Raw genomic sequence first — 23,960 nt, 5'->3', positions numbered from 1 at the left:
GGTCCTAGCGCTCCTGCTCGCTCTCGACGGCCATCCGCCGGGCGCGGCCCGGGGACTTCAGGTCGCCGACGATGTTCCAGGTGTTCGATCCCCAGGCGATGTAGCGGAAGCCCAGGTTGATCATCGCGCCGACACGGTTGCGCCCGCCCAGCAGCATGAACAGGTGCACGCCGACCCACATCAGCCAGGCGATGAAGCCGGTGAAGTCGAGCGCCTTGCTGCGGCCCGGCACCGCGATCTCGGCGACCGCGGCGTTGCGGCCGATCGTCGCCATCGTGCCCTTGTCCCAGTACTCGAACGCGCTCAGCTGCTCCCCGCGCGCGTGGGCGGCGATCTGCTCGGCAATGTGCACGCCCATCTGCATGGCCGGCTGGGCCAGCTGCGGCAGCGGCTGGTCCTCGATGATCGAGCAGTCGCCCGCGGCGAAGATCCGCTCGTGGCCCTTCACCCGCAGCATGTTGTCGACGACGATGCGGCCACCGCGACCCTGCTCGAAGCCCAGTTCCCTGATCCACCCGTACGCACCGACGCCGGCGGCCCAGATCACGATGTCGCTCTCGATCTCGTCGCCGCCCTTCAGGGCGACCCGGCCGTCGCTGATCTCGGCGACCGAGGTGTTGAGGCGTACGTCGACGTCGCGCTTGACCATCTCGTCGTAGGTGTACTCCTGCAGCCGATGGCTGAAGGGGGCCAGCAGCACCGGTCCGGCCTCGATCAGGTGGACCTTGATCTTCTTGCGGTCCAGCTCGGGGTACATGTTCGGGACACCGGTCGAGCGCATCTCGGCCAGCGAGCCGGCCATCTCCACGCCGGTGGCGCCGCCGCCGACCACCACGATGTTGAGGTCCTCCCGGCGCTCCTCCTCCGACAGCGCGGCGTAGTGCTCCAGCTGGCCGAACACCGCGTCGCGGCTGGCGATCGCCTGCGCGCGGGTGTACATCGGCAGCGCGTGCTCCTGCACCCCGGGGAGGCCGAAGAAGTTCGCCGTGACGCCGACGCCGATGGTCAGGTAGTCGTACTGCAGCTCGCGCCCGTCCTCGAGCTGGACGGTACGCGTGTCGGGATCGACCCGGGTGACCGTCCCGCAGGTGAAACGTACGCCGTGGTGCTTGCCGGCGAAGTTTCGCAGCGAGTACGTGACGTCGCCGGGGTTCAGCCCTCCGGTGGCCACCTGGTACAGCAACGGCTGGAACGTGTTGTACGGATGCTTGTCGACCAAGGTGACGCGACAACCCAGATCGGCCAGTTTCCTGGCGGTCTGGATGCCCGCGAAGCCGGCACCGACAACAACGACATGAGGCCCTTGATTCACTCCTTCATCGTGTCACAGGCCACAGTAGGAGGCCACCCACGTCCCAACCGTCCTGAAGAACTCTCGCCGCACGGGCTCAGGTGAGAGGGCCAGGTCGTGCAGGCCATCGGTGATCCGCGCCACGGTCACCAGGCGCCCCAGGTCGACCGCCCGGTGGGCGATCGCGGAGGCGTCCAGGACGATGTCGGCTCGGGTCATCTCCTCCGCCCAGGTCGTGCCGGCGTAGGAGCGCTGGGAGCACAGCACCAGGACGGGCGCGTCGATGTGCAGGCCGGCCGCGACACGTTCGTGGCCGCGGACGATGGCACGGCCCCAGCCGAGCCGGATCTGGGCCTGGGGGGAGGACTTCCACGACGGGTCGAAGTTCCACTCGCCGCCCTCGGCCTTCAGTACGGAGCGCCGGTAGAAGCCCGGGTCGGACATCCGGATCACCGCCGTGGGGGCCATCTTGCCCGCGCCGGCGACGAGCAGCGAGACCATCTGGCTGAGCACGGTGTTGCCGCTGAGCGCCAGCCAGGGCGAGTTGAGTACGACGGCGGAGAAGACGCCCGGGTGGGTGTCCGCGTACAGCGCCCCGGTGAGGCCGCCGGTGGAGTGGGCCATCAGCACGAGCTCGTCGTGGCCGTCGGCATGCATCACCGCGACGGCTGCGTCGATCTCCCGGGAGTAGTCAGCGAGGTCGGTGATGTAGCCGAGGAGCTGCCCCTGCCGCAGCGCGCGACCGTACCGACGCAGGTCGACCGCGTAGAAGTCGTGGCCGAGCCCTGCCCAGAAGTCACCCAGGTGCTTCTGGAAGAAGTAGTCGCTCCAGCCGTGCACGTAGAGCACCGCCGGTCGCCGCGAGGTCCCCGCCGTCGGACCCTCCCCGGTGGACCACCCACCGGAGGCCTCCTGGATGGGGCCCTGTGGTGGGGCCGCCCAGTCCGGCACCGGTCGGGCCCGGTCCCGGCGGACGAGGACGGCACCGATCGACGTCGAGGTCTCCGTGGGGTCCAGCAGCTCCACCGGCAACGGAAGATCGGTGCAGGAGAAACCGTCCAGGATGTCGGGACGCCAGGCGATGGAGCTCACCCCGTCAGGCTAGCGACCGCCCCACCGGGTGAACAGGGTCCGGCTCAACCCATGGAGAGACCAGCACCCATGGAGACACCAGCGGCATACGACCAGGTCGCACACCGCTGGTGCCATCAGGAAAGCCGGAACGCCTCAACGGCGAACGTGGGGCCGGCGAGGATCAGCCGGAGGCGCGCATTCCGCCGTACCCGTCATCGTCGTCGGCGTTGTAACGAGCGGCGAGGTCCGCGTACGCGTCGGGGACGTCCTCCTCGTCGTGGGAGTCACTCCTGAAGTCGTTCCGATAGGAATCGCCTCCTCGGAGTTCACGCTCCAGCGAGGAGAAGTCCGTGTCAATCGGACGGTACTTCAACTCACGAGCAACCTTGGTCTGCTTTGCCTTCGCACGGCCGCGCCCCATATGGGTCGACCCCCTCGCATCTGGTAGCGCCTGCGGCTAGGCCGCGGCATTTATCTGGTAACTGTCGTGAGACACAGGCTACCCGAGGCCGGGGACGAATCAAAGTCCTCCCCCGGTCACTGCTCAACGATGCGACCAGACGACCTATCCGGCGTGTCGGCCCTCCATCAGGACGCGACCGCCATCGTCGGGACCGGCGTCGCGGACGTCCCCACAGACCCACGCCTCGACGCCGCTGCGAGCCAGCGAGGCCAGTGCGGCCTCCACCGAGGCGGCCGGCATCAGGGCGATCATGCCGACGCCCATGTTCAGCGTCGCCTCGATATCTGCCTGGCTGATGCCACCGACCTGCTGCACCAGCGAGAAGATCGGCTGCGGGGTCCAGCTGCCCCGGTCGATCCGGACGGTCAGGTGTCGCGGCACCACGCGGGCGAGGTTGTTGGCCAGTCCGCCGCCGGTGATGTGGCTCATCGCATGCACCTCGGTGGCGTCTGCGAGGGCCAGGCAGTCCTTGGCGTAGATCCTGGTCGGGACGAGCAGCTCGTCACCGAGTGCGCCGCCCAGCTCGGGGACCTCGCGGTCCAGGGCCCAGCCGGCCCGCTCGAGCAGCACGTGGCGGACCAGTGAGTAGCCGTTGGAGTGCAGGCCGGAGGCGCGCATCGCGACCGCGACGTCACCGGGTCGTACCCGGTCGGCACCGAGGATCCGGTCGTACTCCACCACGCCGGTGGTGGCACCCGCGATGTCGTACTCGTCGGGGGCGAGCAGGCCGGGGTGCTCGGCGGTCTCGCCGCCCAGCAGTGCCGCGCCGGCGATCTCACAACCCTTGGCGATGCCCCGGACGATCGCGGCGATCCGCTCGGGCACGACCTTCCCGCAGGAGATGTAGTCGGTGACGAACAGCGGCTCGGCGCCGACGACGACCAGGTCGTCGACGAGCATGCCGATCAGGTCCTGGCCGATCGTGTCGTGCCGGTCCATCGCCTGGGCGATCGCAACCTTGGTGCCGACGCCGTCGGTGGAGGTGGCCAGCACCGGGCGACGATAGCCGGCCAGCGCCGAGGCGTCGAAGAAGCCCGCGAACCCGCCCAGCCCGCCGAGGACCTCAGGGCGGTGCGTCGCCGCGACCGAGCCCTTCATCAGTTCCACGGCACGGTCCCCCGCCTCGATGTCGACGCCGGCGGCGGCGTACGCGCTGGGGGCCGACGTCTCGATGACGTCGCTCTGGGTCGGCTCCTGGCTCATCAGGCCTCCGGTCGGTCGTCGGCGAGCTGCACGCCGTGCAGGGCCGGGTCGGTGGTGAACGTGTGGTGCACGTCGTCGGGATCGATCAGCAGCGGCGGCTGGTTCGGGGAGACCCCGAAGTCCTGGCCGAACAGCTCGAGCGCATGTGGCGGCGGCTCGATCGGGTAGACCCCGTCGAAGCAGGCCCGGCAGAGGCTTTCCTTGGGCCGCTCGGTCGCGGCGACCAGACCGTCCAGGCTCACGTAGCCGAGCGTGTCGGCACCGATCGAGCGGCAGATGTCCTCCACGGCCAGCCCGGAGGCGATCAGCTCGGCGCGGGTGGAGAAGTCGATGCCGTAGAAACAGGGCCAGCGCACCGGCGGGGAGGAGATCCGGACGTGCACCTCGGCCGCCCCGGCCTCCCGGAGCATCCGGATCAGGGCCCGCTGGGTGTTGCCGCGGACGATCGAGTCGTCCACGACGACGAGCCGCTTGCCCTCGATCACATGACGCAACGGGTTCAGCTTCAGCCGGATGCCGAGCTGGCGGATCGTCTGGGACGGTTGGATGAACGTCCGGCCCACGTAGTTGTTCTTGACCAGGCCCTCGGCATAGCGGATACCGGACTCCTGGGCGTACCCGATCGCCGCCGGGACACCGGACGCCGGCACCGGCATCACCAGGTCGGCCTCGACCGGGTGCTCACGGGCCAGGGCGCGGCCGACCTCGACGCGAGCCTCGTGCACCGACCGGCCGTAGATGGTGGAGTCCGGGCGGGCGACGTAGACGTACTCGAAGACGCAGCCCTTGCGGTCGACGTCGGCGAAGCGCTTGGAGCGCAGCCCGTTGGAGTCGATCGCGATGCACTCCCCCGGCTCGATCTCCCGGACGAACGAGGCGCCGACGATGTCGAGGGCGCAGGTCTCCGAGGCGACCACCCAGCCGCGCTCGAGCCGGCCCAGGCAGAGCGGGCGGATGCCCTGCGGGTCGCGGGCGGCGTACAGGGTCTTCTCGTCCATGAACACCAGCGAGAACGCGCCCCGAAGGTGCGGCAGGACCTGCAGCGCAGCCTGGCCCAGCGGGAGGTCGTCGTACGTGGCGATCAGTGCGGTGACGATGGAGGTGTCGTTGGTGGAGTCCATCGAGTTCTTGTGCGGCACCTCCTCGGCCGGACGGCGCTCGTGCAGCCATGCCTCCAACTGGTCGGTGTTGGTGAGGTTGCCGTTGTGGCCCAACGTGATGCCGTAGTTGGTGCTCGCCCGGAAGGTCGGCTGCGCGTTGTTCCACACACTCGCCCCGGTGGTGGAGTAGCGGGCGTGGCCGATGGCGAGATCACCCTGCAGGGAGCTCAGCGTGCCCTCGTCGAACACCTGGGACACCAGCCCCATGTCCTTGAACACCATGATCTGCGAGCCGTTCGAGACGGCGATCCCCGCCGACTCCTGGCCGCGGTGTTGCAGCGCATACAGGCCGTAATAGGTGAGTTTGGAGACATCTTCGCCCGGCGCCCAGACGCCGAACACTCCGCACTCGTCCTGCGGCTTCTCCTGGGGGTCGAGCTCGGCTGTCAGCCGGCCATCGGGACGTGGCACGTCTGCCAGACTAACAGCACGTGCCCAAACACGCCTCCTGGGCGACCAGCGGGTGGCCCCATCCCGTGCGCTGGCAGGGATCGTGCCGAGATCCCCCGTGCCGGTCGCAGGTCGCCGGCCGGCCGCTCGTCAGTGGGTCGCGACGATCGGTGAGCCGCCTGTCGCCGGCCGCGGTACCTCAGCCGGTCGCCGGTCGGACCAGGTGTCGAACCAACAGGCCGCCGATCCAGGCCACCGCGTTCATCAGCACGATCGCGCCGATGACAGTGGCCAGGGCGCCGCCGGTGCCGGAGGCGTCGGAGGCGGCGCCGGCCACCGAGGCGGCGACGGCATAGCCGATGTTGACCGTTGCGGGCAGCAGCGAGGTGGCCGCCCCGAGCTGCTCGGGACGTACGACGCGTTCGACCAGGGTGAAGCAGGTGATCATGTACGGGGCCATGCAGGTGCCCAGCACCAGCAGTCCGGCGCCGTAGCCAACCAGGGTGGGCGCCAGGACCAGCGGCAGGCTGAGCGGCAGCATCAACAGCGCGAAGAGCCGCAGCCTCGCCAGCAGTCCCCAGCCCGCCGGCAGCCGTGGGACGCCGTAGCCCGCGAGAGCCGAGCCGATCCCGCTGAGGGCGTAGAGCAGGCCGGCCAGTCCGGGGTCCCCTCGTTCGCCGGCGAAGGACGTCGTGGCGGTCTGCAGGGAGCCGAAGAGGCAGCCCAGGGCGAACATCGCCACCGACACCATCACCAGGCCGCCGGCCGGCCCCCGGGGACCGCGGCGTCCGGCCCCGCCCCGGGGCACGATCGCCCCCGTGGGGTGCATTGCGAACGCGCTGCCGAAGACCAGCAGCAGGGCGCACACCGACAGCACCGCCACCGAGGGGTCCCCGACCGCCACCATGATCCCGACGAGGGCGGGCCCGAGCACGAAGCCCAATTCGTCGACGATGCTCTCGTACGCGTAGGCGGTGGACAGCACGGACTCCGGCGACTCGGCGCGACGCTGGTGGCTGTGGTCCTGGGGGCGGTGGTCCGATGGATCGTGGACCGGGGGGCGGTGGACGAGGGCTCGCCACCGGACGCGGGCCATCACGCCGACCTGCGGGACGAAGAAGCCGGCCACGGCGGCGGCCACGAGCAGCAGCCCGACCGCCCCGGACCGGGCCGCCAGTACGAGCCCGACGAAGCCCAGACTGCTGGCCAGGCCCTGCAGCAGCACGATGCGGCGCTGCCCGTAGCGGTCGGTCAGCGCCCCGAAGACCGGGCTGCCGAGGGCAGTCGACACGCCGAGCACACCGGCCGCCAGACCACCGGCGGCGTACGACCCGGCGGTCTGGGAGACCAGGGTGAGGGTGCCCATCTGCCCCATCGAGGCCGGAAGCCGGGACAGGAACCCGACCACCAGGAAGGGCCGTCCCGAGAGCTCGACCAGGCGGCGGTAGGGGACGTGGGGCACCCGGTCACCCTAGCCGCCGCTCCGGTCGACCGGCCTCAGCAAAGGTTTCGGGGCCGGGCACCGACCAGCCGGGCCGCCCATTCCGCTGCGCTGAGCGGCGCACCGCGGCCCTCGCAGACGGTCTGCCGGGCCCGGGCCAGGTCGATGTCCCAGGACGCGCCCGTCCCGTTCGCCCCCACCCCGACGAGGCGCCGTCCGCCGTCGACGAACCTCACGTCGTTGACCCGGTCCAGGGCGGCGTCGACCCGGGCGAACGGGACCAGGGCGTCGGACTGCCACTGCCAGACCCAGATCCGCTTGTCGCCTGCGCCTGCGGCCAGGTACCGGCCGTCCGTGCTGACGGACATGCCGTAGATGGCGCCGAGGGCGGTGTCCTGGGCGGCCACCTGGCGCGGCTCCGCGGGTCTGCTCAGGTCGTAGAGGAGCACCCGGCCGTCGTCGGTCCCAATGGCGGCCGACGTCCCGGCGGGGTTGAGTACGGCGGCGGTCCCGGTCGATCCGAGGGCGAACAGCGGTGAGGAACCGGCGACCTGCCCGCGCTCGTCGAGCGTCCAGACGCCGGCGCGGGCGTCGATGTCGGCGATCACCACCACTCGTCCGTCGGGACTCAGCGCCATGCTCTGCGGCTGGTCGACGTCGATCGTGGCGGTCACGGCGTACGCGTCACCGTCGCGGCGGAGCACGAAGGCCTTCTTGCTGGTGTACGCGCTGGCCAGGATGGTCCGTCCGTCCGCCGATGATCCGAGCCAGCTGATGTCCTGGCCGGGGTCGAGCGGGATGACCCGGGCCGGGGCGAAGGCGTCGCCCCGGCGGTCCCAGACCAGCAGGTCGCCGGTCCTCGTCCCGCCCAGGACGGCCGATCCGTCACCCACGACCGCCGTCACCACGCCGTACGCCTCGCCGGCCGGCAGGGCAGGTGGGGTCGGATCTGGCAGTCGCCGGGGATGGGCGGGATCAGCAAGGTCCCACGCGGAGATCGAGCCGTTCCGGTCGACGGTGGCCAGCAGGCGGGTACCGGTGGCGTCGGCGGACACCTGGTACAGGCCGGTGGCGGAGTGGACGAAGGCGGGATCGGCCTGTGGCCACCAGCGGACGGTGCCGTCACTGGCGGCGGAGACCACGTGGTCCCCGGCGTACACAGCCGCACTGACCACGGCGGGGTGGGGGTAGCTACGGATCTCGGTACCGGAGGACTGGGCGAACTCCCGCATCGTCTGGTCCGAGGACGCCACCACCACCCGGGTGCCGTCCGGAGAGAAGTGCACGTCGTTGATGAAGCTGCCGAAGCCGGTCAGGGGTGGCTGGGAGGCCGCGGTGTCGCCCTGGAGCCGCCAGCGCGACACCTGGTGCGAGCGGGTCTCGCCGGCCACCAGCCACTGCCCGTCCGGGGAGAAGGCCACCGCCTGCGCCGCGGCGGTCGTGGCCAGCGCAGGGAGCACGCTCGGGTGGGCACCGTCCAGCGCCCACCGGGACACCCCCTTGGCCCCCGCCGCCGCGAGTCGGGTCCCGGACGGGGCGATCGCCAGTGCCAGGACGGGGTCCTTCTGGGTGGACAGGGCTGCCAGTTCCCGGGGCGAACCGGGCGTGGTCAGGTCCCAGCGCCGGACCGACCCGTCCTGCACACCGGCGTAGAGGGTGCGCCCGTCGGGGCTGAAGGCCAGGGCGTACGTGGTTCCCGCTCCGGTACCGAGGTCGGCGATGACCCGGGCCGGCATCGTGCCGGCGTCCACCAGCCAGGTCCCGCCCATGCCTCCGGCGGCGACCAGCGTGCGACCACCGGCCGAGGTCACCGCACCCGCGAACAGGTTGCGATGACCGGCGTCGAGCGTCAGGATCTCCGGGGTGCCGTCAGCTGCACCGTCCGCTGCGCGCCCCCGCCACAACCGAAGTGCCCCGTCCGGCCCGGGCTGCACCAGCAGGTCGGCATCGGCAGAGACCGCCAGCTTGGACGCTTCCGATGGTCCCAGTGCCCGCCGGGGCAGGGCCCGGCCGGTGGTGCTGATCAGTGCCGAGTTCCCCTCCTGGGTGGAGGCCAGCTCCGAGGCGCCCAACGCGATCTGGGCTGCGAGGCCCGGGTCCTGCGCGGCCACCAGGGAGGAGGACAGCGCCGCCTGGCGGGACAGGGCCTGGGCACGGGTGTGGTTCATCACGACCAGGGAAACACCGGCCACGATCGCGAGGACGGTGGCCACCGCGAAGGCGCCGATCGCGACCCGGCTGCGCCGCCGCAACGTCCGGGCGGTCCGGACCAGTTCCAGCTCGCGGGCCGCGAAGTGGGTCCGGCTGGCGGCGACGAAGTCCCGCTGCTCCGAGGACAGCAGGCTCTCCCGGTCATCGCTGGACCGACGGTCCAGGCCGAACCGCTCGACGGGCACGAGGAGGTCGTCCACCCGTCCGTTCTCGACCCAGAGCGCCGCGGCCCGGGCCAGGTACTCGCGCGCCCGCAGGCGCTCGACGTTGTCGGCGACCCAGGCCCCCAGCCGGGGCCAGCCCTCCAGCAGCGCCTCATGCGCCAGGCCGACCCGGTCCTCGGTCACCGTCAGCAGCCGGGCCTGGGTGAACCGCTCGACGACGGACCAGGCCTCGTCGGACTGCAGCACGTCCAGCTCCAGCGGCCGGCGCACCGGCCTGTCCAGGTCGATCCGGACCAGCGCGAGGAGCAGGTCGCGGGCCATGTCCTGCTCCGGCCCGGACAGCTGCTGGTAGGCCCGTTCGGCGGCCCGCTCGATGGCGCCGGCGACCCCGCCGACCGCCCGGTAGTCCCGGATGGTGAGCGTACGCTGCTCGGCCTGGTCCCAGGTCTCGGTGAGGGCCTGGGAGAGCAGCGGCAGGGAACCGCCCGCCGGGCCCTCCCCGCCGATCTCGAGCTCGCGCCACAGCAGCGCCACCAGGCCCGGATCCACCGTGACACCACGCAGTGCCGACGGTCCGGTGATGATCTCCAGGGCCTGCTCAGGGCCGACCCCTCGCAGCAGCATGGCGTGGCCCAGGGCCGGTCCCAGCAGCTCGGTCTCGGCTGCCTGTCCGAAGAAGTCGGAGCGCATCCCGATCACCAGCGCACAGCAGGCGGCGGTCCCGTCCGGCCCCGATCCGGGCTCCACGGCCTCGGCCAGCAACGCCAGCGCCTCGCGTCGCTGCTCTGGGGAGGCGAGGGTCCAGACCTCCTCGAACTGGTCGATGACCAGCACCGCGGAGGGTCGGTCGGCCTGCAGGGCGCGGGCCGCGAGGGCCGCCCTGATCCGGGTGGCCGGGTCCTCCCCCGGCGTGATCGCGGTCCCGAACCAGCCGTCCAGGGGCCCGCCCGGGGCCAGCGCGCGGCCGACCAGGCCGGCGCCGAGCAGGGACGACTTGCCGGCACCGGAGGGGCCGAGGAGCGCGACCACCGCATCCGTACCGCTGTGTGCCTGGGCCTGGCGGACCCGCTCGGCCAGCTCGGCGAGCTCGCGGTCCCGGCCGAAGAACAGGTCATGGTCCTCGGCGGCATAGGCCCGCAGGCCCACGTACGGATTGCCCATCGGCGTGCCCGGGGCGCGCCGGGCGTCCTCGACCGCCAGCCACCAGTCGTCGTGGCCGTGCTCCGTGCTGAGGCCGAGCAGGTCGAGGACGTCGAAGAAGGCGGTCCGGAGCGCGGGGGTGGGCAGCGAGCGGCCACCGATCCAGCCCTGCAGGGTACCCGGCGGGACGCTGCTGCGCCGCCCGAGCTCCCGGAACGACAGCCCGACCCGGGACCGTGCCGCGGCGAGTGCCTCGCCGATGCCGCGCTTGGTGCGGGGTAGGGCGCCGGACGTCTCCCCCGGCTCCATCCCACCAACAGCCCCGCTGACGCCGACGTGTGCAGGCATTGCTCTCCCCCATCCGGCGGGAACGCACCGGCGTACGCCGGTCACCCGCTGGGGAGCAATCTAGGACATCGCTGTGACGATCTGCTCCAGGAGGAGCGCTTCGGCCAGACAGGCCCGGCGGAAGTCGTCCAGGTGCAGCGACTCGTCCAGCCCGTGCATCCGCGAGTCCGGGTCGGAGACCGCCGTGACCAGGACGGTCGCGGCCGGGAAGCGCTGCTGGAAGTCGGCCACCATCGGGATCGATCCGCCCTGGCCGACGGTCACCGGGCGCCGCCCCCACGCCGCCGCGAACGCCGTGAGTGCCGCCTCCCCGTACGGTCCCTCCAGCGGCGCCTCGCCGGGGGCGCCGGTCTCCCCGCGGACCACCTCGACCCGGGCGTTCCAGGGCGTGTGGGACTCCAGGTGCGCCACCAGCGCGTCCAAGGCGGCCCGCGGGTCCTGCCCGGGGGCCAGGCGCAGGCTGATCTTGGCCCGTGCGCTGGGCGCCAGGGTGTTCGAGGCCCGGTCGACCGGGGTCGCGTCGATGCCGATCACGGAGACCGCCGGCCGGGTCCAGAGTCGCTCGGTCACCGGGCCGTCACCCAGGTAGTCCACCCCGGGCAGCACCCCGCTCTCGGCCGCCAGCCGGTCGGCCGGGTACTCCAGGTCAGGCCCGGGCCGGGAGACGAGCCCCTCGATCGCGACGTTGCCGCGCTCGTCGTGCAGGGTCGCGACCAGCCGGCAGAGCGCGGTCAGGGCGTCGGGGGCCACGCCGCCGAACTGGCCCGAGTGCAGGGCGTGGTCGAGCGTACGGACGGTGACGGTGCAGTCGGCCAGGCCGCGCAGCGTGGTGGTGAAGGCGGGGACGCCGACGTCCCAGTTGCCGGAGTCGGCGATCACGTACAGGTCGGCGGCCAGCTCGTCGGCGTGCTGCTCCAGCAGCGCGCCCAAGGTCGGGGAGCCGACCTCCTCCTCCCCCTCGATGAACAGCGTGACCCCCACCGGGGGCCGGCCGTCGAACGCCCGCAGCGCCGCCAGGTGGACGGCGATGCCGGCCTTGTCGTCGACGACGCCCCGGCCGTACAACCGCTCCCCGCGGCGGGTGACGGTGAACGGTTCCGAGGCCCAGCCGGCAGGGTCACCGGTCGGCTGGACGTCGTGGTGGGCGTAGAGGCAGACGGTCGGGGTGCCCTCCGGCGCGGGATAGCGCCCGATCACCGCCGGTGCGCCACCCGCGGCCACGATCCGTACGTCCGGGCAACCGGCATCGGTGAGCAGGGCGGCGACCGCCTCGGCGCTCGCCGCCACGTCCCCGGCCCGCTCCGGGTCGGAGCTGATCGACCGGATCGCCACCAGTCGGGTGAGGTCGGCCAGGACCTCGGGGAGCAGCTGGTCGATCCGGGCGGCGAGATCGTCGGGGGCCATCTCAGGCGAGCACCAGCGCGCTCGGGATCGGGGCCTCCCAGGCCGCGCGCAACTCGTCGAGCCCGAGGCTGAACTGGCCCTCGACCTCGATCTCGCCGATATCGGTCACCTCGCCGATCCGACCGGCGGCCAGTCCGTGCTCGGCGCACAGGTCGGCGAACCGGCCGGAGTTCTCGGGCGCGATCGAGACGATCGCGCGGGCGACCGACTCGGAGAACAGGCCGACGAAGGCGTCGCCCTCGAGCCGGACCCGCACGCCCATGTCGTAGCGCAGCGCCGACTCGGCCAGGCCGACGGCCAGTCCGCCGGCGGACAGGTCGTGGGCGCTGGTGACCAGGCCCTCGCGGGCGGCGACGGCCATCACGGCGGCCAACCGCTGCTCGGCGTCGAAGTCGACCCGCGGCGGCACGCCACCCAGGTGCTGGTGCACGACGCCGGCCCAGGCCGAGCCGTCGAGCTCGTCGGCGGTGGAGCCGAGCTGCCAGACCTCGTCGCCGGCGTTCCGGAATCCTACGGTGGTGTGCCGGGTCACGTCGTCGATCACGCCGAGGGTGCCGATCAGCGGGGTCGGCAGGATGGCCGTCTCGCCGGTCTGGTTGTAGAAGCTCACGTTGCCGCCGGTCACCGGGGTGCCCAGGGCGGCGCAGCCGTCCACCAGGCCCTTGATCGACTCCACGAAGGACCACATCACCTCGGGATCCTCCGGCGAGCCGTAGTTGAGGCAGTCGGTGATGGCGACCGGCGTGGCGCCGGTGACGGCGACGTTGCGGTAGGACTCGCACAGCGAGAGCTGGGCGCCCTGGTAGGGGTTGAGCCAGGTGAAGCGGCCGTTCGCGTCGGTCGACAGGGCGATCCCCAGTCCGGTCTCCTCGTCGATCCGCAGCATGCCGGAGTCCTCCGGCTGGGCCAGCACCGAGTTGCCGCGCACGTAGCGGTCGTACTGGGAGGTGACCCAGGACTTGTCGCCCTGGTTGGGCGAACCCATCACCTGCAGCAGGGTGCTGGCCAGCTCGTCGCCGTCGGCCGGCCGCGGCAGGGACGCGGTGGTGTTCGCCTCGATCTCGCCCTGGGCCTGGCGCGGCTGCTGCGGCCGGTCGTAGACCGGACCGTCGATCGCGACCGTACGCGGGGGCACGTCGACGACGACCTCGCCGTTCCACTCGATGACCAGGCGGTCACCGTCGGTGACCTCGCCGATGACCGCGGCCTCGACGTCCCACTTGGCACAGACCTCCATGAACCGGTCGACGTCGCCCGGATGCACGATGGCCATCATCCGCTCCTGCGACTCGCTCATCAGGATCTCTTCGGGCGAGAGGGTGTGGTCGCGCAACTGGACCTCGTTCATGTTCACCCACATGCCGCCGTCGCCGGCCGCGGCCAGCTCGGACGTGGCGCAGGACAGGCCCGCGGCGCCGAAGTCCTGGATCGCGGTGACCACCCCGGCGGCGAACAGCTCGAGGGTGCACTCGATCAGCAGCTTCTCCATGAACGGGTCGCCGACCTGTACGGCGGGGCGCTTGCCCTCGCCACCCTCGTCGAAGGTCTCCGAGGCCAGGATCGAGGCACCGCCGATGCCGTCCCCGCCGGTACGGGCGCCGTACATGACGACCTGGTTGCCGGCGCCGGTGGCCTTGGCGAACTTCAGGTCCTCGTGCCGCAGCACGCCCACGCACAGCGCGTTGACCAGCGGGTTGCCGGCGTACGAGGCATCGAACTCGACCTCACCGCCGATGTTGGGCAGGCCCAGGCAGTTGCCGTAGTCGCCCACGCCGGCCACCACGCCGGGCAGCACCCGGGCGGTGTCGGGGGCGTCCAGCGGGCCGAAGCGCAGCGCGTCCATCACGCCGACCGGGCGGGCGCCCATGGCGAGGATGTCGCGGACGATGCCGCCGACGCCGGTCGCGGCGCCCTGGTGCGGCTCCACGTACGAGGGGTGGTTGTGCGACTCGGCCTTGAAGGTGACCGCGTAGCCCTGGCCGATGTCGACCACGCCGGCGTTGTCGCCGATCCCGGCCAGCAGCGCGCCCCGGGGGGTCTCCTTGCTGAGCGCACCGAAGCGCTTCAGGTGCATCTTGGAGGACTTGTACGAGCAGTGCTCGGACCACATCACGGAGTACATCGCCAGCTCGCACCCGGTGGGGCGGCGTCCGAGGATCTCCCTGATGCGCTGGTACTCGTCCTCCTTGAGACCGAGTTCAGCCCACGGCTGCTCGACGTCGGGGGTCTCCTGCGCATTCTTCACGGTGTCGGCCACGGGCCAAATCTAGCCCTTCGCCCAGCCGTGCGTCGTGCGCGCCACAGATCGGGAGCGACCCGGCCCCGGTCAGGCCCGCAGCGGGCGCCGCTTCAGCAGGGCGTACGTGACGATCCCTGCCAGCAGGCCCCAGAACGCCGATACGATGCCGAACGGCGCGACCCCCGACAGCGACACGACCAGCGTCACCAGCGACGCCTCGATCACCGCCGGTCCGAACCCGCCCTCCTGCATGGTGCCGTACAGCGAGTTCTGGGTGGGGACCAGCAGGGCGACGCCGGCGAGGGCGGTCAGCATCGGCGCGGGGATGGCGGCGAACAGCCCGACGATGATGGTGGCCAGGAACCCGCCGATCACGTAGAAGACGCCGGTGGAGATCCCTGCGACGTAGCGGCGGTGCTTGTCCGGGTGCGACTCGGCGCTGGTCGCGATGGCTGCGGTGACGGCCGCGAGGTTGAGCGCATGGCAGCCGAAGAAGGCGAAGACCACCGACACCACTCCCGAACCGGTGAGCATCAGCTTGTCGTTGGGCTCGTAGCCGGAGGCCCGCATGACGATCAGCCCGGGGGCGTTCTGGCCGGCCTGGGTGACGATGAACAGCGGCAGCGCGATGCCCAGGATCGAGCCGATGGTGAAGTGCGGCAGGATCAGCTCGGGGATGGTCAGCCCGGGGCGTACGTCGAAGGTGCCGGTGGCGCCGGTCACCAGGGCGAGGACGCCGCCCAGGGCCATCGCACCGAAGACCGCGTAGCGCGGGAAGAAACGGCGCCCGAGCAGGTAGCCGACCACGATGCCGCCGGCGATGATCGGGGTCTGCACGACCGCGCCGGCCACCTTGATCGCGAACGGCATCAGCACCCCGGCAAGCACCGCCTGGGTGATCGGCTTGGGCACCATCGCCAGCAGCTTGCCGATCAGGCCGGTGGCGCCGAGCACGACGCTGAGCACCCCGCAGACGATGTACGCGCCGATCGCCTCGTTGATCGAGTAGCTGCCGAGCGTGGTCATCAGCACCGCGGCGCCGGGGATCGACCAGGCGATCATCACCGGCTGGCGGGTGACCAGGCTGCCCAGGATGCAGGCCACTCCAGAGCCGACCGAGATGGCCCACACCCACGAGCTGGTCTGCCCGGGGGTGAGTCCGCCGGCCCGAGCCGCCTGCAGCACGACCAGCAGGGGCCCGGCGTACGAGATGGCCACGGCCACGAACCCGGCGACCACTGCCGAGACCGAGACGTCGCGGCGCAGGTTGCTGCGCGGGGGTCCGGCCGGGGTGGCGGTTTCCGCGGCTGGCGCGACCTGCTGTCTCATGTCACCCTCCGGGAGTGCGTGGCGGGCGGGGCGACACCCCTCCCTTGTGGTTCACATCACAGTAGGGGTCCCCGGCCGAGTCGTTGACGTACGTGCCGGAGCGGGGAACGTACGCATCGCAGCGGCGACGTGCGCCACGAAGCCAGGAACCTCCGCGCCGAATCAGCCCTTCTCGCCCGCCAGCAGGGCCAGCACTCCCTGCTGGGCGCGGATCGCGCGCTCCGCGGCGTCGGCCTGCTCCACGACGAGTCGACGCAGGGCCGCCGGGGCAGCGGACCTGGTCGCCAGCCAGTCGCGAGCGGCGGCGGGCACCTCGTGCTCGGCCGCCGGCCGGTCCGGGTCGACCTCGTTCACTGCCGGGAACAGCCCGGACACCAGGCGGGCGGCGATCTCGTTCGGGAACCGGCCCCAGACCTGCTCCAGTCCGGCCCAGTACCCCGGCGTGAAACCGGTGAGCAGCTCGCGCTGCGAGGCGACCGCGAAACCGGCCAGCGCGGCGCTGATCTCCTCGTTCGACCAGACCGCCGGCGACCGGTGCAGCTCATCCCAAGCCCATTGCTTGGTCTCGATCCCGGGCCGGGCGACCCGCGCGGTGAGCCGGTGCGCCCTCGCCGCGGCCGTCGGGTCCGCGGCCAGGGCCCGGTCCAGCTCCTCGTCGTCCACCCGGTCCAGCGCCGCCAGCGCGACCAGCGCCCCCCATCGCAGTTCGGGCCCGACCTCCAGCCCGGCCAGGCCGGGCTCCTGGACCAGGGACCGGAGCCCGGCGGCCACGACATCGGCGTCGGCGCTGCCGACCTGGCCACCGAACCGGACCACGGCACGGGCCCAGGCGAGCTGCTGGTCGCTACCGGGCCTGGCCGCGCCGAGGCGCCGCCAGGCACCGTCGAAGGCATCGGCCCAGGCCGGCGCCCGCAGCACTTCGGGTAGGTAGTCGGCGATCCCGGTCCCGACGCAGGCGACGAGCCGGGGCAGCACGGTGGTGGCGCTCTCCTCGTCGCGCGAGTCCAGCCGCCCGCCGTGGTCCAGGACGGCCCGCAGGTAGGCGGCGGCCGGCAGCCGGGCCTCGCGGACGTCGTTCCACAGCGCCGACCAGACCTGCGCCTGCGCCAGCGGGTCGACCATGCCGCCGGCCCCGGCCAGGGCGGTGGCACGGCTGGTCGGATCGAGCCGGGTCAGCGCGTACGTCAGGTCGTCGTCGTTGGGCAGCAACAGGTGCGGCCGGGCCCACACGTCGGCGGCTGCCGGACCGCCCCCGCGCAACTCGGCGCCGAGCGGGTCGAGCGAGAGGTCCACCACGGCACCGTCGCCGGACAGGTCGAGCTCGCTGCGCCGGACCCGGGCCAGGTGCCCGTCCCCGTCCGGCAGGTAGAGGCCGACCGCGATCCGGTGCGGCCTTCGGGCGGCGTCCGGAGAGGTCCGCTCGAGCCGGAGCACGCCCGGGCCCGCCCCCGGCTCGGGGCCGACGACCTCGAGCTCGTCGACACCGGCGGTCTGCAGCCACTGCTCGGCCCAGGCCCGCAGGTTGCGGCCCGAGGTCGCCTCCAGGGCGTCGAGCAGGTCCACCAGCTGGGCCGATCCGAACGCGTGCCGGGTGAAGTAGAGCCGGGCACCGGCGAAGAACGCGTCCTCCCCCACGTACGCCACCAGTTGCCTGAGCACCGCGGCGCCCTTGGCGTACGTGATGCCGTCGAAGTTCTGCCGGGCGGCCTCCAGGTCGGGGATGTCCGCGGCGATCGGGTGCGTGGTCGGCATCAGGTCGGCGCTGGCGGCCCACTCCTTGCGGGCCCCGGCGAAGGCGACCCAGGCCTCGTCGAACCCGACCTCCCGCTCGGCCCGGGTGCCCATGTACTCGGCGAACGACTCCTTCAGCCACAGGTCGTCCCACCAGGCCGGGGTGACCAGGTCACCGAACCACAGGTGGGACATCTCGTGCAGGATCGTGCCCGCACGCTGGGCCAGCTCCTGGCGGGTCGGCCGGGAGGTGAACAGGTACTTCTCGTTGAAGGTGATGCAGCCCGGGTTCTCCATCGCGCCGATGTTGTACTCCGGCGCGAACAGCTGGTCGTACTTCCCCCAGGGGTAGGGGAAGCCGAACAGGTCGTGGAACAGGTCCAACCCCTTGCGGGTGGTGGCGAACAACTCCTCGGCGTCCAGGTACTCGGCCAGCGAGGCCCGGCACCACAGGCCGAGCGGGACCTCGAGCGGGGACGTCTCGCTGCGCTGGGACCAGAGGTCGTGCACGTGGTGCCAGGGCCCGGCGCAGACGGCGACCAGGTACGTCGACAGCGGAGGGGTCGGGTGGAAGGTCGTCCGCAGCGCCGTGTCCCCCACCGGCACCTGCGAGCCGACCTCCTGGTTGGCGACCACCGACCAGCCGACCGGCGCGGTGACGTGCAGGATCATCGAGGCCTTCAGGTCGGGCTGCTCGAAGGTGGCGAAGACCCGCCGCGCGTCGGCCGGCTCCAGGTGCGAGTAGACGTACGTCTCCCCGTCGACGGGGTCGACGAAACGGTGCAGCCCCTGGCCGGTCCGCGAGTAGGCCGCGATCGCCCGTACCTGCACCCGGTTCGTACGGTTCGGGAGCAGGCCGGTGAGGTGCAGCGCGGAGCCGTCCCACAGCCCGTCGAGGTCACGGTCCTGGCCGTTGACCATGACGGCGAGGACGGCCTCCCCGATGAAGTCGAGGCGGACGTCCTCGCCGGCGGACAGGAACGTGATCGTGGTGGTCGAGGCGAACCCCGTCGCACCCGGGTCGGGTGCTACGGCCAGGTCGAGGTCGATGTCGTAGGCATGTACCTCGATGTCAGCGGAACGCTGCTCCGCCTCGGCCCGGGTCAGGTTCGCGCTGCTCACCGTCCCAGCCTAACGACGAGGGCAGCCGGCGGCGGCCGCATCGGCGAAGCCGCGTCCCTACCCCGACGAAGGGGCCTGTTTCCCGGTCCGGGTCAGGCCTGCGGCGCCACGACGTGGGTCTCCAGCCGGCCGAGGCCGGCGATCTCGACCTCGACGACGTCGCCCGCCCTCAGGAACACCTGGGGGTCGCGGGCCAGGCCCACGCCGCCGGGGGTGCCGGTCAGCACCAGGTCACCGGCACGCAGCGTGATCATGGTGGACAGGTACTCGACCAGCCTGGCGGGGGTGAAGACCAGGTCGCCGGTGTTGGCCTCCTGCATCACCTCGCCGTTCACCCGGGTGGTGATCGCTGCATCGACCGGGTCGAACTCGTCCGCCGTGACCAGGCAGGGGCCGACAGGGGTGGAGGACTGCCAGATCTTGCCCTGGAGCCACTCGACCGTCCGCCTCTGGTAGCCGCGCATCGAGACGTCGTCGACCACGGTGTAGCCGGCGATGTGGGCCGCGGCGTCGGCCTCGGCGACCCGGTAGGCATCGGCGCCGATCACCATGCCGAGTTCGCACTCCCAGTCCAGCATCTCGTCCTCGGCCGGGGCGACCACGTCGTCGTACGGCCCGGTCAGGCTGTCGGCGAACTTGGCGAACAGGGTCGGGTACTCGGGCAGCTCACGGCCCATCTCCTTGATGTGCGTCGCGTAGTTCAGTCCCACGCAGATGACCTTGCTCGGGGCCGGCAGCAGCGTCTCCAGCTCGGCGTCCGCGGCGGGGACGGTCGCACCGGCGGCGGCCTCGGCGAGCTCGCGCCAGTCCGGCTCGGCCAGAAGTTCGCTGAGGTCGGCGCAGCCCTCGATGATGGTGTAGGTGTCGCCGTCGAGGCGGGCGGCGGCGGTGCCGTCGGGGGTACGCAGGGTGGCAAGACGCATCGGGGCGCTCCTTCGTTGCAGGGATCGGCCCGCAGATGCGGGCCCCCTCATCGTGGCGCACCGGCGGCCGGGGTCAACCGATTCAGACCACTCTTAGGCACAACGCCCGTACTCTGGGCAGGTGTCCACTCCGCACGGTCCGGTGCCGCTCCCAGCCGACGAGGTCGTCCCGCGCACCCTGAGGGTCGCGGCCGCCTGGGGCTGGCGGCTGATCGTGCTCACGATCGTGGCGTACGGCATCTGGAAGGTGCTGGCACAGATCCCGGTGCTGGTCTTCGCCACCCTGGTCGCCCTGCTGCTCACCGTGCTGCTCGGGCCCGTGGTCACCTGGCTGAGGCGTCGTACGCGGTGGCCCCGGGGGCTGTGGTCGCTGCTGACGGTCGGGCTGACCGCAGTGCTGGCCGCCGGCGTGCTGGCGCTGGCGGGCCGCTGGATCGCGGCGGGGGTGTCCCGTACCCACGTGGACTTCACCGGTGCGATGGGGCGGCTGGAGAACTGGCTGACCCATGGCCGCCTGCACCTGCGGCCCGAGCAGATCGACAGCGTCATCACCCAGGTCGAGACCTGGGTCGCCCAGCACACGTCGAACCTGACCCAGGGCGCCTTCCAGGTCGGCTCGTCCGCGCTCGACACGATCATGGGCGCGATCCTGTGCCTGGTCACCACGATCTTCCTGCTCACAGACGGCCGCCGGATCTGGATCTTCCTGATCGCACCCTTCCCGCTGGCGTCGCGGATCCGGATCGATGCCGGCTTCCGCAGCGGCTGGCGCAGCCTGTCCGCCTACATCCACACCCAACTGCTGGTCGCGGCCCTCGACGCGGTGATGGTCGGGACCGGCGCCGCCATCCTCGGGTCGGCGTTCGCGCTGCCGATGGCCGTGCTGGTGTTCATCACCGCCTTCGTCCCGATCATCGGCGTCGTGGTGGGCGGCGGGATCAGCATCCTGGCCATGCTGCTCCTGCAGGGCTGGGTCGCGGGCCTGGTGATGCTCGCCATCGTCGCGGGCGTCCAGCAGCTGGAGTCCCACGTCATGCAGCCGTTCCTGATGGGCCGGGCGGTCTCCCTGCATCCGCTGGCGGTGATCTTTGCCGTCACCGCCGGATCGATGATGTTCGGGGCGGCCGGTGCGCTGTTCGCGGTCCCGGCCCTGGCGGTGGCCAACGCAGGGATCAGGACCTACATCCGGACCCCACTGCGGCGTCCCCTCCGACCGGTCGCGCTCACGTACCCGCACGAACCCCCACGGACGGACGGGTGACCTCCTGGCAGGTGCTCGGAGCCTGTGTCGCGATGGCGATCGCCGGCTTCGACCCGTTCGGCGCGCTGGTGCTGCTGGGGGCCGTCGCGCGCGGCACGAGTCGACGTGCCGCCGTCGCCTTCACCGTCGCCAGCGCCGCGGTGATCGTCGCCGCGGCGGTGGCCCTGGACCTGCTCGCGTACGCCGTCCTGCCGCACGGGCTGCCGCACGTCCCGAGCATCGTGTGGGGAAGCCTGGAGGCCGCCGCCGCGCTCGGGCTGCTGGCCTGGGGGCTGCGCCGGCTGCTGTCGCGGCGCAACGACGGACACCAGGCTCCGACCGACCCGGACGCGGAGGGTGCTTCCCGCCGCCGGCGCGGCACCGGGACCGGGGCGATGACGGTGGCCGGCGCGGCGTACGGGCTCACCGTGCTGGGCGATCCGGGCTTCTGGGGCCTGGTGGCCCTGGTCCACCGCCTGCAGGCCGGACCTGCCCTGGGAATCGCGGCGCTGTGGTGGCTGCTGAGCCAGTCCCCGCTGGTGGCGCTGGCCATCGCGATCGCCTTCGGCGCGGGTGAGCCGGTCGGCCGCTGGATGCGCCGCTCCTGGAGCCGGATCGCGGGGCCGCTCGGGCGGGTCGGCACCGCAGCGATCCTGCTCGGCGGACTCGTCCTGGCCGCCGACGTGGTGCTGTGGCTGGTGACCGGGTCGTTCCTGATCCGCTGAGGACGATGCTCCGCTCGGCCGACCACGGTCCGACCGACTCGGCCGACACGGGACGGAATTGGCTCGGCCCGCCGTTGCGCGGCGACCCGGGAGACACTCGCATCGACCGGTGTGGGCCGGGAGCCGCCCCTATCCTTCCGTGATGTCGTACTGTGGCGTCACACGGTCGTTCCGCTCACGGAGAACGGCCACGGACTGAGGAGAACGGTCACCGTGCGAGTCCTGTTGGTTGAGGACGACCTGTCGCTGGCGGAGCTCGTCCGCCGCGGACTGGCGGCCGAAGGTTTCAGCGTCGATGTCCAGCACAACGGCAACGACGGGCTGTGGGCAGCGACCGAGAACCCGTACGACGCGGTCGTGCTCGACATCATGCTGCCCGGCCTGAACGGCTACGACATCCTCAAGGGGATCCGCAAGGCCGAGGTCTGGGCTCCGGTGATCATGCTCACCGCCAAGGACGGGGACCTGGACGAGGTCGACGCCTTCGACATCGGCGCCGACGACTACCTGACCAAGCCGTTCAGCCTGGCCGTGCTGACCGCCCGGCTGCGCGCCCTGATCCGGCGCGGCGCCCCGGCGCGCCCGGCGGTCCTCACCGTCGGCGACCTGGTCCTGGATCCCGGGAGCGGGCAGGTGACCCGCGGCGGCACCGCGATCCACCTGACCGCCAAGGAGTTCGCGCTGCTGGAGTACATGATGCGGCACGCCGGCGACGTGATCCCCAAGGCCGAACTGGTCGACCACGTCTGGGACTCCGCCTTCGAGGGTGACATGAACATCGTCGAGGTCTACATCGGCTACCTGCGCCGCAAGATCGACGAGCCCTTCGGCGTCCGCAGCATCGAGACGCTGCGCGGACGCGGCTACCGCCTCGCCACCGCCTGACCCGTCCCCGGTTCTCGGGCCGCCCTCAGCTGTCCTCGGGGTCGGGGGTCACCGCGTCGGTGCCGGGCAGCCGGATGGAGATCCGGGTCCCGCCCCACGGCGACTCGCCGGCCTCGACCGTCCCGCCGTGCGCCGCCACGATGCTGGACACGATCGACAGCCCGAGCCCGGCCCCGCCGTGGCTCCGGCCGCGTGCCGGGTCCAGCCGGACGAACCGTTCGAACACCCTGGCCCGCTCGTCGGCGGGGATGCCCGGCCCGTCGTCGTCGATCCTGACGACGACTTGCCCGTCCTCGTGCACCACCGTCAGTCCGAGCCTGCTGCGCGCGAACCGCGACGCGTTGTCGACCAGGTTGCGCACCACCCGATGCAGCTCGTCCGGGTCCCCCACGAGCCGCGCCGCCTCGAGGTGTGCCTCGACCTTCAGCCGACCGGCGGTCCGCAGCCGTACGACCTCGGCGCCCACGATGTCGTCCATGTCCACGTCGATCCGCCGCCCGCGCAGGGTCCCGGCATCGGCCCGGGCCAGCAGGAGCAGCCCCTCGGTGAGCGATGCCAGGTGCCGGGTCTCGGTCTTGAGCAGCGGCACCACCGCCCCGGACTCCTCGGGACGTTCGGCGAGGATCTCCAGGCCGGCCCCGAGCGCGGCGACCGGTGAACGCAGTTCGTGGCTGGCGTCCGCCACGAAGCGGCGCTGGCTGTCCTGGGCATGCTGGATCCGGTCCAGCATGGCGTTCATCGTCGTCGCCAGCCGGCCCACCTCGTCGCGGCCCGGTGGCACCGGCACCCGCCGGTGCAGGTCGGCGACGCTGATCTCCTCCACCGCGGTCCGGATCTGCTCCACCGGCCGCAGGGTACGGCCCACCACCAGCCACACCGCCAGGCCGCCCAGCAGCGACAGCAGCGGCACCCCGACCAGCAACGAGATGGCGTCCTGGCGCAGGGCCCGCTCCACCGATACCAGGCTGCCGGCGACCACGACGTCGTAGTCATGGTTTCCCACCTGCACCCCATGGGTCACCACCATGATCGGGTCACCGGTGTGCGGGGAGGTCGCGTGCGGATCCACGAGCACCTGCCCGGGTTCCGGGTTCAGGGCGGTCACCGGTGTGTCCCAGATCACCGAGGAGGTGTACACCACCTTGCCGGCGTCGGCGGGGCCGTGCTCCACCAATTGCAGCGGCCCGCTGGCGATCAGGTGCCGGGCCTCGACCGCCCCGAGGGCCCCGGGCCCCTCGGCCGCGACGATGGCCGACGCCTCCGCCGCACGGCTGCGCAAGGACTCCTCCACCCCGCCACGCAGCGCGGAACCGAGGACCAGGATCATCACCACCCCACCGGTGAACAGCGTGAACGCGATCACCAGCATCGCCACCAGGGCGGCCTGGCTCCGGATGCCGAGGATGCCCTCGGTCGCCCGCGGTGCGGGCGGTAGGTGACGGTGCGCAGGCATACCACCATCCTGCCGTACGATGCC

The 23,960-nt window shown here is 72.0% G+C and carries 16 protein-coding genes; 3 read left to right on the top strand and 13 right to left on the bottom strand.

The window, feature by feature from the left end; all coding sequences use genetic code 11:
- Positions 1-4: 4 nt before the first annotated feature.
- The 12 genes from GA0111570_RS00565 to GA0111570_RS00510 form a co-directional block, all read right to left on the bottom strand.
- Entirely contained in the window at positions 5-1,312 is a 1,308-nt protein-coding gene (locus tag GA0111570_RS00565) for an NAD(P)/FAD-dependent oxidoreductase (RefSeq protein WP_092605316.1), read from the bottom strand.
- A gap of 12 nt (positions 1,313-1,324) precedes the next feature.
- A complete protein-coding gene (locus GA0111570_RS00560) occupies positions 1,325-2,383 on the bottom strand; it encodes an alpha/beta hydrolase (RefSeq protein WP_092605314.1) in 1,059 nt (352 codons plus the stop codon).
- A 163-nt stretch (positions 2,384-2,546) separates the two neighbouring features.
- On the bottom strand, positions 2,547-2,786 hold the full coding sequence (locus tag GA0111570_RS00555) for a DUF3073 domain-containing protein (RefSeq protein WP_092605312.1): 240 nt from the start codon (positions 2,784-2,786) through the stop codon (positions 2,547-2,549).
- 144 nt (positions 2,787-2,930) lie between these two features.
- Positions 2,931-4,031, bottom strand: a complete 1,101-nt coding sequence (gene purM / locus GA0111570_RS00550; protein ID WP_092605310.1) for a phosphoribosylformylglycinamidine cyclo-ligase — start codon at positions 4,029-4,031, stop codon at positions 2,931-2,933.
- Positions 4,031-5,602, bottom strand: coding sequence for an amidophosphoribosyltransferase (gene purF / locus GA0111570_RS00545; protein WP_092605308.1), 1,572 nt, complete (start codon positions 5,600-5,602; stop codon positions 4,031-4,033). Before purF ends, purM begins: the two co-directional genes overlap by 1 nt.
- A gap of 178 nt (positions 5,603-5,780) precedes the next feature.
- On the bottom strand, positions 5,781-7,043 hold the full coding sequence (locus GA0111570_RS00540; protein WP_092605306.1) for an MFS transporter: 1,263 nt from the start codon (positions 7,041-7,043) through the stop codon (positions 5,781-5,783).
- A 35-nt stretch (positions 7,044-7,078) separates the two neighbouring features.
- A complete protein-coding gene (locus GA0111570_RS00535) occupies positions 7,079-10,885 on the bottom strand; it encodes an nSTAND1 domain-containing NTPase (RefSeq protein ID WP_139283100.1) in 3,807 nt (1,268 codons plus the stop codon).
- A 60-nt stretch (positions 10,886-10,945) separates the two neighbouring features.
- On the bottom strand, positions 10,946-12,289 hold the full coding sequence (locus GA0111570_RS00530; RefSeq protein ID WP_092605302.1) for a dipeptidase: 1,344 nt from the start codon (positions 12,287-12,289) through the stop codon (positions 10,946-10,948).
- A gap of 1 nt (position 12,290) precedes the next feature.
- The gene (gene purL / locus GA0111570_RS00525; RefSeq protein WP_092605300.1) at positions 12,291-14,546 is read right to left on the bottom strand and encodes a phosphoribosylformylglycinamidine synthase subunit PurL; all 2,256 of its coding nucleotides are present in this window, start codon (positions 14,544-14,546) and stop codon (positions 12,291-12,293) included.
- 69 nt (positions 14,547-14,615) lie between these two features.
- A complete protein-coding gene (locus GA0111570_RS00520) occupies positions 14,616-15,857 on the bottom strand; it encodes a benzoate/H(+) symporter BenE family transporter (RefSeq protein WP_092605298.1) in 1,242 nt (413 codons plus the stop codon).
- 162 nt (positions 15,858-16,019) lie between these two features.
- Complete coding sequence (gene pepN / locus GA0111570_RS00515; RefSeq protein WP_092605296.1) at positions 16,020-18,710, bottom strand: aminopeptidase N; 2,691 nt, start codon at positions 18,708-18,710, stop codon at positions 16,020-16,022.
- Positions 18,711-18,802: 92 nt separating this feature from the next.
- Entirely contained in the window at positions 18,803-19,633 is an 831-nt protein-coding gene (locus tag GA0111570_RS00510) for a fumarylacetoacetate hydrolase family protein (protein ID WP_092605294.1), read from the bottom strand.
- A gap of 121 nt (positions 19,634-19,754) precedes the next feature.
- Between GA0111570_RS00510 and GA0111570_RS00505 the strand changes: the two genes are divergently transcribed.
- The 3 genes from GA0111570_RS00505 (at position 19,755) to GA0111570_RS00495 (ending at position 22,483) form a co-directional block, all read left to right on the top strand.
- Entirely contained in the window at positions 19,755-20,894 is a 1,140-nt protein-coding gene (locus GA0111570_RS00505) for an AI-2E family transporter (protein ID WP_092605292.1), read from the top strand.
- A complete protein-coding gene (locus GA0111570_RS00500; RefSeq protein ID WP_092605290.1) occupies positions 20,891-21,598 on the top strand; it encodes a hypothetical protein in 708 nt (235 codons plus the stop codon). The genes GA0111570_RS00505 and GA0111570_RS00500 overlap by 4 nt, the downstream gene beginning before the upstream one ends.
- Positions 21,599-21,811: 213 nt before the next feature.
- A complete protein-coding gene (locus GA0111570_RS00495) occupies positions 21,812-22,483 on the top strand; it encodes a response regulator transcription factor (protein WP_092605288.1) in 672 nt (223 codons plus the stop codon).
- 25 nt (positions 22,484-22,508) lie between these two features.
- Here GA0111570_RS00495 and GA0111570_RS00490 read toward each other — a convergent pair whose 3' ends face one another.
- Positions 22,509-23,936, bottom strand: a complete 1,428-nt coding sequence (locus GA0111570_RS00490; protein WP_092605286.1) for a sensor histidine kinase — start codon at positions 23,934-23,936, stop codon at positions 22,509-22,511.
- Between the last annotated feature and the right edge of the window lie 24 nt (positions 23,937-23,960).

It is taken from the genome of Raineyella antarctica (assembly GCF_900092135.1).
GTDB lineage: Bacteria > Actinomycetota > Actinomycetes > Propionibacteriales > Propionibacteriaceae > Raineyella > Raineyella antarctica.
Note: the sequence above shows the minus strand (reverse complement) of the source record. Positions and strands in the feature narration are given on the sequence as shown.